We start from the raw sequence: 18,382 nt of genomic DNA, 5'->3' as shown, positions 1-18,382 counted from the left end.
TGAAATGGATGTATTAATATGAAAAGGAGTTCCATCTTTGGATATTTATCAACATTTTAGACCTGAGGAACATGAACAAATCGATTATTTATTAGATAAAGTAAGGCAGGCTGAAACACAGTATGCGCCTGTGTTAACACACTTTTTAGATCCACGTGGTCAATATATGTTGCAAGTGATTGTAGGTAGTTTTAGTGATTTGCATGTGACTTTTAATGGTGGACATCAAGCTGAAAGGTGCCGTGCTGTAATTGCGCCGAGTTATTTTGACCCCACTTTGGACGATTTTGAAATCAGTTTAATTGAAATCGACTATCCTTCAAAATTTGTGACACTTCAACATCAACATGTTTTAGGAACATTAATGTCATTAGGGATTGAACGTGAACAAGTGGGCGATATTATTGTTGCGGATCGAATACAATTCGTTTTGACAAAACAACTGGAATCGTATATCATGTTAGAATTAACACGTATTAAAGGGGCTACGATTAAACTTAATGTTATCCCGTTTGAAGATATGGTACAATCAGAAGCGTATTGGGAGACACATGAAGCAACAGTCAGTGCAACACGCCTTGATGTCGTTTTAAAAGAAATGATCCGAAAGTCACGTACCATAGCGAAAACTTATATTCAACGTAAGCGTGTCAAAGTCAACCACACATTGATTGAGGCAGCTGATTTTCAGCTTCAAGCTGGGGATTTATTATCGATACAAGGATATGGACGCGCTAAAGTGGTTGAAATAGGGAGTCGTACTAAAAAAGATAAACTAAGAATCACCTATCAAACTTTATTTAAATAGTGTATGATGGAGGAGGGCAATTTATGGCTTTTACACCAAGCGAGATTAAAAACAAATCGTTTACGCGTATTAAAAATGGCTTTGAACCTGAAGAAGTTGAACAATATTTAGAACAATTGAGTCAAGAACTTGAGCGTTTAAGAGAAGATAAAAAGCAATTAGAAAACGTTTTAAATGAACGCGACTCACATATCCAATCTTTTAAAGATGTTGAAAAATCAGTTGGAGAAGCAATTGTGAGTGCCCAAAGAGCGGCTGACGAAACTAAAGCTGCTGCGCAAAAAGAACATGATGCCATTATTCAAAAAGCACAAGCAGAGGCAAATCGAATTGTGAATGATGGTTTAGAAAAAGCACGTCGTTTATCTTTCCAAACTGAAGATATGAAGCGACAATCGAAAATTTTCCGTTCTCGCTTTAGAATGCTTGTTGAAGCGCAGCTAGATTTATTAAAAAATGATGATTGGGACTATCTCCTTAATTATGATTTAGATGCACAACAAGTGACTGAGGAAAATTTCCAACATTTAAACCAACAAGATATTACAGCAGAAGAGCAACAGGTTGCTCAAAATAACAATGAGAAGCCACAATCAGATGAAAACGAAACAACACAATCTAAAGATGAAACAGACAAGTAAGAAAAGATAAGCATGGATACAGCGAGTTAGGGAGAGTGAGAGCCTAATAGATGTCCTTTTCTTATATCACTGTTTTGTTGAATATTAATAAATTTTTTGAGAGAACTCTAAGCTGAGTTAATCAGGGTGGTACCGCGGTCATTCCGTCCCTGTTATTGAGCTTAGAGTTCTTTTTCAGTTAAAGGAGTGTAATGTCAAATGGACTACAAAGATACTTTATTAATGCCAAAAACAGATTTTCCTATGCGTGGGGGTCTTCCTAATAAAGAACCTCAAATTCAACAAAAATGGAAAGAGCAAGATTTGTATCAAAAAATTCTTAAGAAAAATGAAGGCAATCCGTCATATATTTTGCATGATGGTCCACCGTATGCAAACGGAAGCGTTCATATGGGACACGCTTTAAATAAAATTTTGAAAGACTTCATTACGCGTTATAAATCGATGCAAGGTTTCTATACACCATATGTTCCAGGTTGGGATACACATGGCTTACCAATCGAACAAGCATTAACAAAAAAAGGTGTAAAACGTAAAGAAATGTCAATTTCAGAATTTCGTGATCGTTGCCAAGCTTTCGCTATGGAACAAATTGAAATTCAGAAAAAAGACTTTGAGCGTTTAGGTATTAATGGCGATTTCCAAAATCCTTATATCACATTGAAACCTGAATTTGAAGCAGCTCAAATTCGTTTATTCGGTGAAATGGCAGATAAAGGTCTAATTTATAAAGGGAAAAAACCGGTTTATTGGTCACCTTCTAGTGAATCATCATTAGCAGAAGCAGAGATTGAATATCATGATAAACGTTCTGCATCCATCTACGTTGCTTTTGACGTTAAAGACGGCAAAGGTGTTGTGGATGAAGACGCTAAATTTATTATTTGGACAACAACGCCATGGACATTACCATCTAATGTTGCGATTACTGTTCACCCTGAATTAACTTATGTCCAAATGAATGTAGATGGAACGAAATATATTATTGCGGAAGCACTTGTTGATAGTGTTGTAGAGCAATTAGGTTGGGATAAAGAGACGATTGTACGTGAGCAAGATTTTAAAGGTTCAGAGCTTGAATATGTTGAAGCGCAACATCCTTTCATTGACCGTACTTCTTTAGTCATCAATGGTGAACATGTTACTACAGATGCGGGTACAGGATGTGTTCATACTGCACCTGGACATGGTGAAGATGACTATATCGTTGGTCAAAAATATGGTTTAGATGTGATTAGTCCTGTCGATGCTAAAGGTGTATTCACAGCAGAAGCGGGTCAGTTTGAAGGTATGTTTTATGATAAAGCAAACAAAGCGATTACAGAATTGTTAACTGAAAAAGGTGCTTTATTGAAACTTGAATTTATTACACATAGTTATCCCCACGATTGGCGTACGAAAAAACCAGTTATTTTCCGTGCAACACCACAATGGTTTGCATCAATTTCGAAAGTACGTCAAGATATTTTAGACGCGATTGACAATACTCAATTCAAAGTTGAATGGGGTAAAACACGTATTTATAACATGATTCGTGACCGTGGTGAGTGGGTCATTTCTCGTCAACGTGTTTGGGGTGTACCTTTACCAGTCTTTTATGCTGAAAATGGCGACATCATTATGACAAAAGAAACGGTATACCACGTTGCGGATTTATTTGAAAAACACGGTTCAAATATCTGGTTTGAAAAAGATGCGAAAGACTTATTACCAGAAGGATTTACGCATCCAGGTAGTCCAAACGGTGTATTTACTAAAGAAGAAGATATCATGGATGTATGGTTTGACTCAGGTTCTTCTCACAGAGGCGTACTTGAAACGCGTCCTGAGCTTAGTTTTCCAGCTGACTTATATTTAGAAGGTAGCGACCAATATCGTGGTTGGTTTAACTCATCAATTACAACAGCTGTCGCAACACGTGGTTTGGCACCTTACAAAATGTTACTTTCTCATGGTTTCGTGATGGATGGAGAAGGTAAAAAGATGAGTAAATCCTTAGGTAACGTGACTGCGCCAGATACAGTTGTTAAACAAAAAGGTGCAGATATCGCACGTCTTTGGGTAAGTTCAGTTGACTATCTTGCGGATGTTCGTATTTCTGATGAGATTCTTAAACAAGTGGCGGATGTTTACCGCAAAATCAGAAACACATTACGTTTCTTATTAGGTAATGTGAATGATTTTGATCCTGCAACAGATCGCATTGCAGAAGCCGATTTATTAGAAGTGGATCGCTATGTTTTACATCGCTTAAGAGAATTTACAGCGAGCACATTAGATCATTATGAACAATTTGATTATCTTGATATTTATCAAGAAGTTCAAAACTTTATTAATGTTGAACTTAGTAACTTCTACTTAGATTATGGTAAAGACATTTTATATATTGAAAAACGTGACGCACACAAACGTCGTAGTATGCAAACTGTACTTTTCGAGATTTTAGTTAATATGACAAAATTACTAGCTCCGATTATTCCACATACAGCGGATGAAGTTTGGTCACATATTGAACATGTTGAAGAAGAAAGTGTACATTTAACGAATATGCCTGAAAAAGAAGCTGTAGATCAAGCATTGCTTGATAAATGGGGTCAATTTATGGCATTGCGTGATGACGTTAACCGTGCATTAGAAGCAGCGAGAAATGAAAAAACAATTGGTAAATCTTTAGAAGCAAAAGTGAAAATTGGTAATAGCCCTTCATTTGATACAGTTGCATTTTTAGAAGGCTTTGAAGATTTACATCAACTCTTTATCGTTTCTCAAGTCGAAGTTGTGGATGCACCTCAAGGTGAAGTTTATCAACATGGAACAATCGAAATTGTTCATGCAGAAGGACAAAAATGTGAACGTTGTTGGAATTATAGTAAATCTTTAGGTACAGTGGCTGGCTTATCTGGATTATGTCCACGATGCCAAGCGGTTGTGAAGACTCTATAAGTTAACGTTGGCTGAGTGACAGAAGTCATTTGGAAGCAATTGACGTATTCTGTTAACTAAAGTCGCCTAATTTGGAAATCAAATATGATTTACACGATTGACCTCCTAATAGCACGAGAATGTTATTGGGAGGTCAATTTATGAAAAAGTAAGCTTCATCTATTTTTTCTCACTGTTGATATAAATATTCCAGTCGTTTTGAAACAAAGCGGTTATTCTACTTGCAATAATGACGTGGACTTTATAAGTAAATAGAGAGTATCGTTTACCGTACTTTTTTATATCGTGTTATAATATAACGGTGATTAAAAGAAAGGAAAAATAATATGAAACGACAATATTATCTCGGGCTTTCAATATTGATAGTGGTTTTGATTTTGATTGCCGATCAAGTAACTAAATTTGTGATTCGAACACAAATGGCAGTAGGTGAATCATTTAATGTGATTCCTCACTTTTTATCTATCACATCACATCGAAATAATGGCGCAGCTTGGGGCATATTAAGTGGTAAAATCACATTCTTTTACATTATTACAGTCATCATTCTTATCGCTTTAGTTGTATTTTTTATTAAGGAAGCTAAAAATCAAATGATGATGCAAATTGCGATAAGCTTACTTTTTGCGGGTGCATTAGGTAATTTTATTGATCGCGTTCGTACAGGGGAAGTTGTAGACTTTGTAGATACGGTCATTTTTGGATATGACTTCCCAATTTTTAATATTGCTGATGCAAGTTTAACGATAGGTGTTATTTTGCTCGTGATTGTACTACTTAAAGATCAGAATCAAAAAGGTGAGGTGTAATAATGGAAAAGCATGAATTTACAATTGATAACGAAGCCCACCATTTACAGCGTATAGATAAAATTTTACCGGAATTTAACTCAGAGTGGTCTCGTAGTCAAATACAAGATTGGATTAAAGAAGGCTTAGTTCAAGTGAATGGGAAAACCATTAAATCCAATTATAAACTTAAAACGGGAGATCACGTAGAAGTAACGGAAAAAGAAGTGGTAGAGGCAGATATACAACCAGAAAATTTAAACTTAGATATTTATTATGAAGATGAAGATGTCGCTATCGTCTATAAACCTAAAGGGATGGTCGTTCATCCGTCAGCAGGACACTACTCAGGAACACTCGTAAATGGTTTGATGTATCAAATTAAAAACTTATCAGGCATTAATGGTGAGATTCGACCTGGGATTGTGCACCGTATTGACAAAGATACGTCAGGTTTATTAATGGTTGCTAAAAATGATGTGGCACATCGAAGTCTTGTTGAACAATTAATGGCTAAAACGGTTACGCGTAAATATACGGCGCTTGTTCATGGACATATCCCGCATGAATTTGGCACGATAGATGCGCCAATAGGACGAAATAAAAATGATAGACAGGCGATGGCAGTTGAAGATGATGGAAAAGAAGCTGTTACGCATTTTAATGTAATAGAAAATTTTAAAAACTACACATTAGTCGAATGTCAATTGGAAACAGGACGTACACACCAAATTCGTGTGCATATGAAATATATCGGTTATCCACTTGTAGGGGATCCGAAATATGGTCCTAAGAAAACGTTAGATATCGGGGGTCAAGCGTTACATGCAGGTGTAATTGGATTTAATCATCCACGTACAGGAGCGTATATTGAACGTGTTGCACCGTTACCCGAAACGTTTGAACAGTTATTAGGACAATTAAGAAAAGAAGAGAAATAAGCTTAATTGTAGAGTGTATAATCACGATGATGGATGAAATTAACCTCAAAAGTTCTAATAGTGAATTTTTCTATCATGTGCAACGATTAGAAAATTAGAAAACTTACTATATAGGCTTTACAAGTCCTGTAAAAAGCGTTACCATTGTTTTAAGAAAAATTATAAAAACAAACGTCTTTAATGTAGAGTCCTGTGAGGCTCAAAAGACATGAATAGAGAACGTAAAAATCTTTTCTATCCTAAATAAGAATGTGTTTTAAACGTACGAGAGACGTTAAAATATTTCGATCAGGATATGACGAATTTTGCTTATTCTAAACTCGTGTCTATTAAAGACACGAGTTTTTTGTTAGGAGTGAATAATGTTGGTTGAACGTGTGATTTTAGATGAATCGGCGATAAATCGTACGCTAACACGTATTGCTCATGAAATCTTAGAATATAATAAAGGATCAGACAACTTAGCGTTACTTGGTATTAAAACGCGCGGAGAGTATCTGGCAAAACGTATTCAACAAAAGATTCAACAAATTGAAGAAGTCGAAGTCCCAACTGGCACGATAGATATTACTGACTTTCGAGATGATATTGACGCAAGAAGTCAACAGTTAAACAAGACTTTTGAAATTAATGCAGACTTAACGAATCGTGTAGTCATCATTGTGGACGATGTTTTATACACAGGTCGAACAGTTAGAGCCTCACTTGATGCGATTTTAATGTATACAAGACCTAAAAAGATAGGGCTTGCTACACTGGTCGATCGTGGTCATCGAGAGTTACCAATACGCGCTGACTTCGTTGGTAAAAACATACCGACTTCACATGAAGAATCTGTCAGTGTTTATTTAAATGAAATTGACCAGCGCAATGCCGTTGTCATCACATAAAGCCTTTTAATTCAGTACGAGAGACTGACAAAGGACGAGCACATCCTATTTGATTCATTTTATGCTATTCAAATGTTGTATTTGTATAGGCGATAATGGATGAAATGTATAGATGTCAAACCTCAGTCTCTTACCTTAAAAAGGTGAAGAGACTTTTTTTATGCGAAAGGAAGAAAACTATGGAAAACGATCAAATGTTTAAACGTACCGTACAACCGGTACTCGATGTGAATGAAAGACCAAAAGCGGGGCAATGGGCATTTTTAAGTTTGCAGCACTTATTTGCGATGTTTGGTGCCACGGTACTTGTTCCGTTTCTCACTGGCCTTCCAGTATCATCGGCCTTGCTTGCATCAGGAATTGGTACATTATTCTACATATTAATAACGAAAGGAAAGATTCCTGCATATTTAGGCTCTAGTTTCGCTTTTATCACACCGATTATTACAGGTTTGAGCACAAATAGCTTAGGCGATATGCTTGTAGCCTTATTCATGAGTGGTGTGATGTACGTCATTATTGGGATTGCCATTAAGTTAAGCGGGATTAACTGGTTAATGCATCTCTTACCACCCGTTGTTGTCGGTCCTGTCATTATGGTCATTGGTCTTAGCCTTGCACCAACTGCTGTTAATATGGTGATGTTTGAAAATGCAGGAGATATGAAAGGCTACAACCTCAGTTATATTGCAGTTGCAGGTATTACATTATTAGTCACTTTGATTGTTCAAGGATTTGCGAAAGGCTTCTTTTCACTGATACCTGTACTCATAGGTATAGTCGTAGGATATATTACAGCGATTATGTTTGGAATAGTGGACTTTAAGCCAGTTGAAAAAGCAGCATGGTTCCAGTTCCCGGACATTTACTTACCATTTGCTGATTATCATCCTTCCATTCACCTCGGTTTGATCACCATCATGTTGCCTATTGTATTTGTAACAGTTAGTGAACATATTGGTCACCAAATGGTCATCAATAAAATCGTAGGACGTAATTTCTTCGAAGATCCAGGTTTACATCGCTCAATCATCGGCGACGGGGTTTCAACAATGTTTTCAAGTATTATCGGTGGACCACCAAGTACAACTTACGGTGAAAACATTGGTGTGTTGGCCATTACAAAAATTTACAGTATTTATGTCATCGGTGGTGCTGCGGTATTTGCCATCATGCTAGGTTTTGTAGGTAAATTTACAGCATTGATTTCATCTATCCCGACACCAGTAATGGGCGGTGTGTCAATCTTATTATTTGGAACAATCGCAGCGAGTGGTTTAAGAATGCTCGTAGAAAGCCAAGTGGATTTTGCTCAAAATCGTAATCTTGTCATTGCTTCAGTCATTTTAGTAATAGGAATTGGAAATATGATGCTTAACTTATCTGATTTAGGTGTCAAATTAACTATTGAAGGTATGGCATTATCAGCAACAGCAGGTATTTTATTGAATTTACTCTTACCAAAACGATAAACATTAGGAGGTCTTGTCAATGGAACATCTTGTTTCAATGGAACACTTATCTGTAAAAGAAATTGAAAACCTTATTCAAAAAGCTTCTCAATACAAGAAAGGTAAAGACGTACCCAGTTTAGAAGGTCATTATATAGCGAACTTATTTTTTGAAAACTCTACACGTACAAAATGTAGTTTTGAAATGGCTGAACACCGATTAAATATTAAACAAATTAATTTTGAATCAACAGCTTCTTCTGTGCAAAAAGGAGAATCGCTTTATGATACTTGTCGTACACTCCAAAGTATAGGTTGCGACGCTTTAGTCATCAGACATGAACAAAATAACTATTATGATGAATTGTTGAATATGGGCATTCCTATCATTAATGCGGGTGATGGAAGTGGCCAACATCCAACACAGAGTCTGTTAGATTTAATGACCATTTACGAAGAGTTTGGACGATTTAAAGGATTGAATGTTGTGATATGTGGAGATATTAAAAACTCACGTGTTGCGCGAAGTAACTATCACAGTTTGACAGCACTGGGTGCGAATGTTTCATTCTCAAGTCCTGAAATTTGGCAAGACGATACGATGGAAGCAGAATATGTCGACTTAGATGACGTCATCGATCAAGTGGATATTGTGATGTTACTAAGAGTACAACATGAAAGACATACTGTTGGCTCACATGGGTTTGAAAAAGCTTCATACCATGCTCAATATGGGCTCACAGAAGAACGCTACAAAAAATTACAAGAACATGCGATTGTTATGCATCCTGCACCAGTCAATCGGGATGTTGAAATTGCCGATTCTTTAGTTGAAGCACCGCAATCACGAATTTTTAAACAAATGGAAAATGGTGTGTATCTCAGAATGGCTGTACTGACAGAAACAATTAAAAAATAAGGGAGAGAATCGGATATGAAATTAATTCAAAATGCAAAAATGTTAGAAGCAGGTCAATTAAAAAAGGTAGATGTTTTGATTGAAGGTAAAACAATCAAGCAAATTGCTGAATCAATAGAAGCAACAGATGAAATGACTGTCATCGATGCGAAAGGTCATTTCTTATCTCCAGGGTTTATCGATGTCCATGTACATTTAAGAGAACCTGGTGGTGAATACAAAGAAACGATTGAAACAGGAACGCGTGCAGTGGCTCGCGGTGGTTTTACAACTGTTTGTCCGATGCCTAATACAAAGCCTGTTCCTGATTCTATAGAAAATTTAACGCATTTGAATGAATTAATTGCTAAAAGTGCGCATGTACGTGTACTACCTTATGCGTCAATCACTGTAAGACAGGCTGGGAGAGCGCATGTAGATTTTAAAGCACTTACAGAAAATGGTGCTTTTGCTTTTACAGATGATGGTGTGGGTGTCCAACAAGCTTCAATGATGTATGAAGCAATGCAACAAGCTAAAGCTCAAAATAAAGCTGTCGTTGCCCACTGTGAAGACAATAGTTTGATTTACGGTGGTGCTATGCATGAAGGTAAAAGAAGTAAAGCGCTCGGTATTCCGGGGATTCCAAATATTTGTGAATCTGTCCAAATTGCTCGTGATGTTTTGTTGAGTGAAGCAACAGGGTGTCACTATCATGTTTGTCATGTTTCTACAAAAGAAAGTGTACGCGTGATTAGAGATGCTAAAAAAGCAGGTATTCCAGTAACAGCAGAAGTCACACCTCATCATCTTTTACTAACAGAGGATGATATTCCAGGTGACAATGCGATCTATAAAATGAATCCGCCATTAAGAAGTCACGAAGATAGAGCGGCATTATTGGAAGGTTTATTAGATGGCACAATTGACTGCATTGCAACAGATCATGCGCCACACGCAGCAGAAGAAAAAGCACAACCTATGACACGTGCACCATTCGGTATTGTGGGTAGTGAGACGGCATTCCCATTATTGTACACGCACTTTGTTAAAAATGGAGACTGGTCATTACAACAACTTGTAGACTACTTAACAACGAAACCTGCACAAACTTTTGACTTACCATACGGTCGTTTAGAAGAAGGTGGCTTAGCAGATTTAACGTTGATTAATTTAGAAGACGAATACGAAATTAAAGCAGAAGATTTCTTGTCTAAAGCATCGAATACACCATTCTTAGGAGAAAAAGTATACGGTAATCCTATTTTAACAATGGTAGAAGGACATATTTGTTATGAGGGGGCAAAATAAAGATGTTTGAAAAACGTTATCTCGTGTTAGAAGATGGCTCACATTATACTGGATTTAAATTAGGATCAGACCGCTTAACACAAGGTGAGATTGTTTTTAACACTGCAATGACAGGATATCAAGAAACAATTTCAGACCCTTCGTATACAGGGCAAATTATTACATTTACTTATCCACTTATTGGCAACTATGGGATCAATCGTGATGATTTCGAATCATTGACGCCTACATTAAATGGTGTTGTGGTTAAAGAAGCTTGTACGACACCAAGTAATTTTCGGGCGCAAAAGTCGATAGATGAAGTTTTGAAAGAATACGACATCCCCGGTATAAGTGGTGTAGATACAAGAAGTATTACGAAAAAAATTCGTCAGCATGGGGTTTTAAAAGCTGCTTTTGTAGACCATGAAACAGAAATTGATGAAATGATTCAAAAACTACAAACAATGACTTTCCCTAGAACAGAGGTGCCAACAGTTTCTACAAAAACGCCTTATGTTTCAACGGGATTTGATCTTCGCGTGGTACTTGTAGATTTCGGTAAAAAACAAAATATTGTGCGTGAATTAAATGCACGTGGGTGTGAAGTGACAGTCGTTCCTTATGATACTTCAGCTGATGAAATTCTTAAAATGCGTCCAGACGGTGTTATGTTATCCAATGGACCTGGAGACCCAGAGGATGTCGAAGTTGCTCTTGAAATGATTAATGGTATTTTAGGTAAAATTCCATTCTTCGGAATTTGTTTAGGCCATCAATTATTTGCCTTATCTCAAGGTGCAAAGTCATTCAAAATGAAGTTTGGACACCGTGGCGCGAATCACCCAGTAAAAGATTTAAAAACTGGGAAAATAGCACTTACGAGTCAAAACCATGGTTATGCCATTGATGCAGCATCTATTGAAAACACAGATTTAGAGATTACACATATCGCTATAAATGACGGTACAGTTGAAGGACTTAAACATAAAACGTTACCTGCATTTTCGGTGCAATATCACCCAGAAGCTTGTCCTGGACCAACAGATTCTAATTACTTATTCGATCAGTTTGTTGAAATGATGCAACAAAATAAACAAAAGGAGCGCGTTACTTATGCCTAAAAGAAATGACATTGAAACGATTCTTGTGATAGGTTCAGGACCTATTATTATTGGTCAAGCAGCAGAATTTGATTACGCTGGCACACAAGCTTGTTTAGCACTTAAAGAAGAAGGCTATCGTGTCATTTTAGTGAACTCGAATCCTGCTACGATTATGACGGATAAAGAAATTGCGGATAAAGTCTATATTGAACCCTTAACACATGATTTTATTGCACGCATCATCCGTAAAGAACAACCTGATGCATTACTGCCTACATTAGGTGGACAAACAGGATTAAACATGGCGATTGAACTTCACGAAAGCGGTGTGTTGGAATCCAATCATGTTCAACTTTTAGGTACAAAACTATCTTCTATTGAACAAGCTGAAGACCGTGAATTATTCCGTAGCTTGATGAATGAACTGGATGTGCCTGTACCAGAGAGTGATATTGTAAACACGCTTGAACAAGCAATCGAATTTAAAAATAAAGTTGGTTATCCATTGATCGTTCGACCTGCCTTCACAATGGGAGGAACAGGTGGTGGTATTTGCCATAACGATGAGGAATTACATGAAGTGGTTTCTAATGGATTGAAATACAGCCCAGCAACGCAATGTTTAATTGAAAAATCAATAGCAGGCTTTAAAGAAATTGAATACGAAGTGATGCGCGATAAAAATGATAACGCAATTGTTGTATGTAATATGGAAAATATTGACCCTGTTGGTATTCATACAGGAGATTCTGTTGTTGTGGCGCCAAGTCAAACACTATCAGACGTGGAATATCAAATGTTACGTGATGTTTCTCTTAAAGTCATTCGTGCTTTAGGTATTGAAGGTGGTTGTAACGTTCAACTTGCCCTTGATCCACATTCAATGCAGTACTATATCATTGAAGTGAATCCACGTGTATCTCGTTCATCTGCATTAGCTTCAAAAGCAACCGGCTACCCGATTGCAAAACTCGCTGCTAAAATCGCTGTAGGGCTCACATTAGATGAAATGAAAAACCCTGTTACTGGGACATCTTACGCGGCATTTGAACCAAGTTTGGATTATATCGTATCAAAAATTCCACGCTTTCCGTTTGATAAATTTGAAAAAGGTGAACGTGAGCTCGGCACACAAATGAAAGCGACTGGAGAAGTCATGTCAATCGGTCGTACATATGAAGAATCATTATTAAAGGCGATTCGTTCATTGGAGTATGGCGTCCATCATTTAGGTTTACCTAACGGTGAATCTTATGATTTGGATTACATTAAATCTCGAATTCAAGCCCAAGATGATGAGCGTTTATTCTTTATTGGTGAAGCGATTCGCAGAGGAACAACACTCGAAGAACTTCATGAAATGACACGTATCGATTACTTCTTCTTAAATAAATTTAAAAACATCATCGACATGGAACATGCGTTAAAAGAAAACAAAGGGGATATCGATTATTTAAGATTTGCGAAGCGTTTTGGCTTCAGTGATCGTGTCATCGCACATCGCTTTGAAATGACAGAGGAAGCGGTATATCAACTACGTCAAAAACATCATATTAATCCAGTATATAAAATGGTGGATACATGTGCAGCTGAATTCGAATCTGCAACGCCATATTATTATGGAACTTACGAAGAAGAAAATGAGTCTATCGTTACAGAAAAAGAAAAAATTATTGTTTTAGGTTCAGGTCCGATTCGTATTGGTCAAGGTGTAGAGTTTGACTATGCAACGGTACACGCAGTTTGGGCTATCCAAAATGCCGGCTATGAAGCTATTATCGTCAATAACAATCCAGAAACAGTGTCAACAGATTTCTCTATCTCAGATAAGCTTTATTTTGAACCATTAACAGAAGAAGACGTTATGAACATTATTAACTTAGAACGTCCTAAAGGTGTTGTCGTTCAGTTTGGTGGTCAAACTGCAATCAACCTTGCTGATAAATTAGCAAAATATGGTGTGGAAATTTTAGGAACATCATTAGAGAATTTAAATCGCGCTGAAGACCGAAAAGAGTTTGAAGCTTTGCTCAACCAAATTCAAGTACCACAACCAAAAGGGAAAACAGCAACTTCAGCTGAAGAAGCTTTGGCTAATGCGAGAGACATCGGTTATCCAGTAGTTGTAAGACCGTCTTACGTATTAGGCGGACGCGCAATGGAAATTGTTTATAACGATGACGAGTTAGAAAACTATATGAAAGAAGCGGTTAAAGCGAGTCCTGAACACCCTGTATTAGTGGACCGTTACCTAACAGGTAAAGAAATAGAAGTTGATGCCATTTGTGATGGTGACACGGTTATTATTCCGGGAATCATGGAACATATTGAACGTGCTGGTGTTCACTCTGGAGACTCCATTGCGGTATACCCACCACAAACGTTAACTCAAGATGAGATTGATACGCTTGAAGCTTATACAATTAAACTGGCAAAAGGACTAAATGTTATCGGCTTAATTAACATCCAGTTCGTCCTTGCACATGATGGGGTATATGTTTTAGAAGTGAATCCAAGATCAAGTCGAACAGTCCCATTTTTAAGTAAAATTACTGAAATTCCAATGGCACAGCTTGCTATGAAAGCCATTATGGGACAAAAATTAGCGGAACTCGGTTTTGAACCCGGTATTCAACCTTATCAAGAAGGGGTATTTGTTAAAGCACCCGTATTTAGTTTTAATAAATTAAAAAATGTAGATATCACTTTAGGACCTGAAATGAAATCTACAGGTGAAGTCATGGGACGCGATTTAACACTTGAAAAGGCGCTTTACAAAGGTTTGACAGCAGCAGGGATGGAAGTTAAAGATTATGGAACGGTATTAATTACTGTGAGTGATAAAGATAAAGACGAAATGGTTAAAATTGCAAAGCGTTTGAATGAAGTGGGGTATAAAATTATAGCGACAGAGGGCACAGCTAAAAAATTAGCTGAGCATGCGATTAAAGTGCAAACGGTTGATAAAATTGGCGGTCATGACGATCTCATCACGAAGATTCAAAATGGCGATGTTCAAATTGTTATTAACACGATGACTAAAGGTAAAACAATCGAAAGAGACGGTTTCCAAATTCGTCGCGCATCAGTAGAAAATGGCGTGCCATGTCTCACATCACTTGATACAGCAAATGCATTAACGAATGTGATTGAAAGTATGACATTCTCTATGAGAAATATGTAGGAGGTTAAGTTGTGGTGGAAAAATTAACTGTCATCTCTAATCAAAATATTGCGGATCGTATTTATGAATTGAAAGTATCTGGGCCGGCGGTTGCTGATTTAAAGCAACCCGGTCAGTTTGTCCACATTAAGACTGGAGAAGGCTCATTACACATGTTACGAAGACCGATTTCAATTTGTGAAATTGATCAAGAAAGCAATAGCTTTACAATGCTTTTCCGTGCTGAAGGAGAAGGTACGAAGCGTATTGCAGCTTTACATGAAGGGGATGAAATCGACATTTTAGCACCACTCGGAAATGGCTTCCCAGTTGATAAAGCGAAGCGAAAAGCATTACTTGTAGGTGGCGGAATAGGGGTACCACCGCTTTATGAACTGTCTAAACAACTCAATCAAAATGGAATTGAAACTGTTCATGTACTTGGTTTTCGTTCATCTAAGGATGTTTTTTATGAAAATCAATTCAAAGCTTTAGGAGAAACACATATCGTAACAGAAGATGGTTCACAAGGTGAAAAAGGGTTTGTAACAACGGTCATTGACCAACTCCCAATCGATTATGATATTTTTTATACATGTGGGCCGAAACCGATGTTAAAAGCATTAAATGAATTAGAAACTTTAAAGGATGTACCTGGATACATTTCATTAGAAGAAAGAATGGGATGCGGTATTGGTGCTTGTTTTGCTTGTGTATGTCATGTGCCTCAACATCCGACTGATTACGTTAAAGTATGTACAGATGGACCTGTTTTCGAGAGAGGAGCTGTTGTATTATGAGTCGATTAAATGTAGAAATACCCGGTTTGTCTCTTAAAAACCCAGTTATGCCAGCCAGTGGTTGCTTTGCATTTGGGGCAGAATACGGACAATTTTATGACTTGTCTGATTTAGGTGCAATCATGATTAAAGCGGCCACAAAAGAAGCAAGGTTCGGTAATGAAACACCACGTGTTGCCGAAACGGATAGCGGTATGATTAATGCCATCGGATTACAAAATCCGGGCGTCCATCATATTATTGAACACGAATTGAAAGCATTGGAAGCTTATGATGTGCCAATTATTGCGAACGTAGCCGGTTCTTTAGAAGAAGATTATGTCTACGTTGCAGAGCATATTTCTAAAGCACCCAATGTAAAGGCACTAGAATTAAACATCTCTTGTCCTAATGTTAAAGAGGGTGGCATGCAATTTGGTGTCGATCCTGAAGTGGCAGCAGAATTAACACGCAAAGTTAAGGCAGTATCTTCCGTGCCGGTTTATGTTAAATTATCACCTAATGTGACCAATATTGTGGAAATGGCTCAAGCTATCGCTGAATATGCGGATGGACTCACAATGATTAACACCCTTGTTGGTCTTAAAATCGATCCTCGTACGGGCCAACCTATTATTCATAATATTATCGGTGGCTTAAGTGGTCCTGCAATTAAGCCAGTCGCATTACGGATGGTCTATGAAGTAAGAAAAGCATTGCCTCATATTCCTATTATCGCAATGGGCGGCGTTCAAAACGCTCAAGACGTCATTGATTATATTTCAGTAGGTGCAGATGCGGTTGCTGTCGGGACTGCAAATTTCCAAAATCCTTTAGTATGTAAAGAAATTATTGATGCCTTACCTGAACGATTAGATGAACTCAATGTTCAACACATCTTAGACTTAAAACGACGCACGCAGAAAGGATTGTCAGTACATGAGAAATGATCCCATTATCGCATTAGATTTCGCAACTGAAGCAGACGTTATTGCATTTTTAAACCACTTTGATGAATCTTTATTTGTTAAAGTGGGCATGGAACTTTTTTATCAAACCGGACCTGAGCTTATTAAAAAGATAAAAGCATTAGGCCATGATATTTTTCTCGACTTGAAATTACATGATATTCCAAATACTGTGGGCAAGGCGATGGAAGGATTAGCTCAACTCGATGTTGATATGGTTAACGTACATGCTGCTGGTGGTTCAGAAATGATGAAACGTGCCGTTGAAGGTTTAAAAAAGCATAATCCAGATATTAAACTGATCGCAGTTACACAACTTACATCGACATCAGAAGCACAACTTCACCATGAACAAAATATTCAATCAACGATGGAAGAAGCAGTGTTGAATTACGCACAACTCGCACAACGTGCTGGACTTGATGGTGTGGTTTGCTCACCATTAGAAGCGAGTCTATTAAGAACGGAATGTGGAGAGAACTTCTTAAAAGTGACGCCAGGAATTCGTCCGGCGAATAGTGCATCAGATGATCAAAAAAGAATAACGACACCTGAAGATGCAAAAAAACGTGGGTCTACACACATCGTTGTGGGTCGACCTATTACGCAAAGTGACAATCCTGTAGAAAGCTATCATCAAATTAAGGAAAGTTGGTTAAATGAATGTCAAAATTAATTGCAAAATCATTATTAGATATTGAAGCAGTTTCTTTATCTCCAAGCGAGATGTTTACATGGAGCTCGGGTATCAAGTCGCCGATTTACTGTGATAATCGTGTGACGTTAGGTTATCCTGAAGTGCGTGAAGCAATCCGTGATGGTTTAATACAACTTATTGAAAAACACTTTCCAGATGTTGAAGTTGTTTCTGGAACAGCAACTGCGGGAATTCCACATGCAGCTTATATCTCAGATAAAATGAGTTTGCCGATGAATTATGTACGCTCAAAAAGTAAAAGTCACGGTAAGCAAAACCAAATAGAAGGTGCATTAAGTAACAATAAAAAAGTAGTGGTTGTGGAAGATTTAATTTCGACGGGTGGTTCATCGATTACAGCAGTGAATGCTTTACGTGAGGCTGGAGCGGATGTATTAGGCGTCGTTGCCATCTTTACATACGGATTAAGTAAAGCTGATGAAATGTTTAATGATGCCAAAGTCCCTTTTTATACGTTGAGTCATTACGATGAGTTAATCGAAGTTGCACAAGCTGAAGGTAAAATCTCAGAAGCAGATATTGAAACATTAATTAATTGGCGTAATCAACTTTAATTGTGTGATGCGCACTAGAAAGCGCGGGATAAGGAAATCAATTTGATTGCTATCCCGCTTCTTTATATTTATCGTTTCATTATGGTATCGCTATTATATTTAATACTGTAAGGATTGATCGGTTGTATTCAAGTATATAAGGATAGGTATAATTATTTTAAATACCAACGTAAAAATAACCAGCCACCCACAATAATTAAAAGCATTACTAAAAGTGGTATTAATAAATTCATGCTAATCATAAAATGACCTCCAAAAATGATTTAACCTTATTGTAACGGGTTATAATATAGAGTGAAAGTCAAAAGAAATAATCAAACAAAGTCATAAAGAGGAAATAGTTGTAAAAAGCTATTATCTCATAGGGCAGAGAAAAGGAAAGTAGGGTTCGAACAAATTAAAGGTGACAAAGTTCAAATTTAAACGAACGACGTTGTTACCCTT

At 37.3% G+C, this 18,382-nt stretch carries 15 protein-coding genes; all 15 read left to right on the top strand.

The window, feature by feature from the left end:
* Positions 1 to 37 precede the first annotated feature (37 nt).
* The 15 genes from MUA40_RS07880 to pyrE all read left to right on the top strand — a co-directional run bounded on the left by MUA40_RS07880 (position 38) and on the right by pyrE (position 17,938).
* Entirely contained in the window at positions 38 to 808 is a 771-nt protein-coding gene (locus MUA40_RS07880; RefSeq protein WP_126496358.1) for a YlmH family RNA-binding protein, read from the top strand.
* Positions 809 to 831: 23 nt separating this feature from the next.
* A complete protein-coding gene (locus tag MUA40_RS07875; protein ID WP_126496356.1) occupies positions 832 to 1,449 on the top strand; it encodes a DivIVA domain-containing protein in 618 nt (205 codons plus the stop codon).
* 198 nt (positions 1,450 to 1,647) lie between these two features.
* On the top strand, positions 1,648 to 4,392 hold the full coding sequence (gene ileS, locus MUA40_RS07870) for an isoleucine--tRNA ligase (RefSeq protein WP_016424841.1): 2,745 nt from the start codon (positions 1,648 to 1,650) through the stop codon (positions 4,390 to 4,392).
* Between the two features lie 326 nt (positions 4,393 to 4,718).
* On the top strand, positions 4,719 to 5,201 hold the full coding sequence (gene lspA, locus MUA40_RS07865) for a signal peptidase II (RefSeq protein ID WP_016424842.1): 483 nt from the start codon (positions 4,719 to 4,721) through the stop codon (positions 5,199 to 5,201).
* A 2-nt stretch (positions 5,202 to 5,203) separates the two neighbouring features.
* Positions 5,204 to 6,121 carry an RluA family pseudouridine synthase gene (locus tag MUA40_RS07860; RefSeq protein WP_016424843.1) on the top strand — a complete coding sequence of 306 codons (918 nt, stop codon included), beginning with the start codon at positions 5,204 to 5,206 and terminating at the stop codon, positions 6,119 to 6,121.
* A gap of 365 nt (positions 6,122 to 6,486) precedes the next feature.
* Positions 6,487 to 7,011 carry a bifunctional pyr operon transcriptional regulator/uracil phosphoribosyltransferase PyrR gene (gene pyrR / locus MUA40_RS07855; protein WP_050331977.1) on the top strand — a complete coding sequence of 175 codons (525 nt, stop codon included), beginning with the start codon at positions 6,487 to 6,489 and terminating at the stop codon, positions 7,009 to 7,011.
* Positions 7,012 to 7,190: 179 nt separating this feature from the next.
* The gene (locus MUA40_RS07850; protein WP_016424845.1) at positions 7,191 to 8,483 is read left to right on the top strand and encodes a uracil-xanthine permease family protein; all 1,293 of its coding nucleotides are present in this window, start codon (positions 7,191 to 7,193) and stop codon (positions 8,481 to 8,483) included.
* A 19-nt stretch (positions 8,484 to 8,502) separates the two neighbouring features.
* Positions 8,503 to 9,381: an aspartate carbamoyltransferase catalytic subunit gene (locus MUA40_RS07845; RefSeq protein WP_016424846.1), complete on the top strand. Its 879-nt coding sequence runs from the start codon at positions 8,503 to 8,505 to the stop codon at positions 9,379 to 9,381.
* A gap of 15 nt (positions 9,382 to 9,396) precedes the next feature.
* Positions 9,397 to 10,671, top strand: coding sequence for a dihydroorotase (locus MUA40_RS07840; protein WP_016424847.1), 1,275 nt, complete (start codon positions 9,397 to 9,399; stop codon positions 10,669 to 10,671).
* Positions 10,672 to 10,673: 2 nt separating this feature from the next.
* Entirely contained in the window at positions 10,674 to 11,774 is a 1,101-nt protein-coding gene (locus MUA40_RS07835; RefSeq protein WP_016424848.1) for a carbamoyl phosphate synthase small subunit, read from the top strand.
* Positions 11,767 to 14,940: a carbamoyl-phosphate synthase large subunit gene (gene carB / locus MUA40_RS07830; protein ID WP_126495952.1), complete on the top strand. Its 3,174-nt coding sequence runs from the start codon at positions 11,767 to 11,769 to the stop codon at positions 14,938 to 14,940. The genes MUA40_RS07835 and carB overlap by 8 nt, the downstream gene beginning before the upstream one ends.
* A gap of 14 nt (positions 14,941 to 14,954) precedes the next feature.
* A complete protein-coding gene (locus tag MUA40_RS07825; RefSeq protein ID WP_167732754.1) occupies positions 14,955 to 15,719 on the top strand; it encodes a dihydroorotate dehydrogenase electron transfer subunit in 765 nt (254 codons plus the stop codon).
* Positions 15,716 to 16,648 carry a dihydroorotate dehydrogenase gene (locus tag MUA40_RS07820; RefSeq protein ID WP_016424851.1) on the top strand — a complete coding sequence of 311 codons (933 nt, stop codon included), beginning with the start codon at positions 15,716 to 15,718 and terminating at the stop codon, positions 16,646 to 16,648. The genes MUA40_RS07825 and MUA40_RS07820 overlap by 4 nt, the downstream gene beginning before the upstream one ends.
* On the top strand, positions 16,638 to 17,342 hold the full coding sequence (gene pyrF / locus MUA40_RS07815) for an orotidine-5'-phosphate decarboxylase (RefSeq protein WP_016424852.1): 705 nt from the start codon (positions 16,638 to 16,640) through the stop codon (positions 17,340 to 17,342). The genes MUA40_RS07820 and pyrF overlap by 11 nt, the downstream gene beginning before the upstream one ends.
* Positions 17,330 to 17,938, top strand: a complete 609-nt coding sequence (pyrE, locus tag MUA40_RS07810; protein ID WP_016424853.1) for an orotate phosphoribosyltransferase — start codon at positions 17,330 to 17,332, stop codon at positions 17,936 to 17,938. The genes pyrF and pyrE overlap by 13 nt, the downstream gene beginning before the upstream one ends.
* Positions 17,939 to 18,382 lie beyond the last annotated feature (444 nt).

This window comes from Staphylococcus schleiferi, assembly GCF_025558325.1.
Lineage (GTDB): Bacteria > Bacillota > Bacilli > Staphylococcales > Staphylococcaceae > Staphylococcus > Staphylococcus schleiferi.
This window is presented reverse-complemented; position numbering and strand designations above follow the sequence as displayed.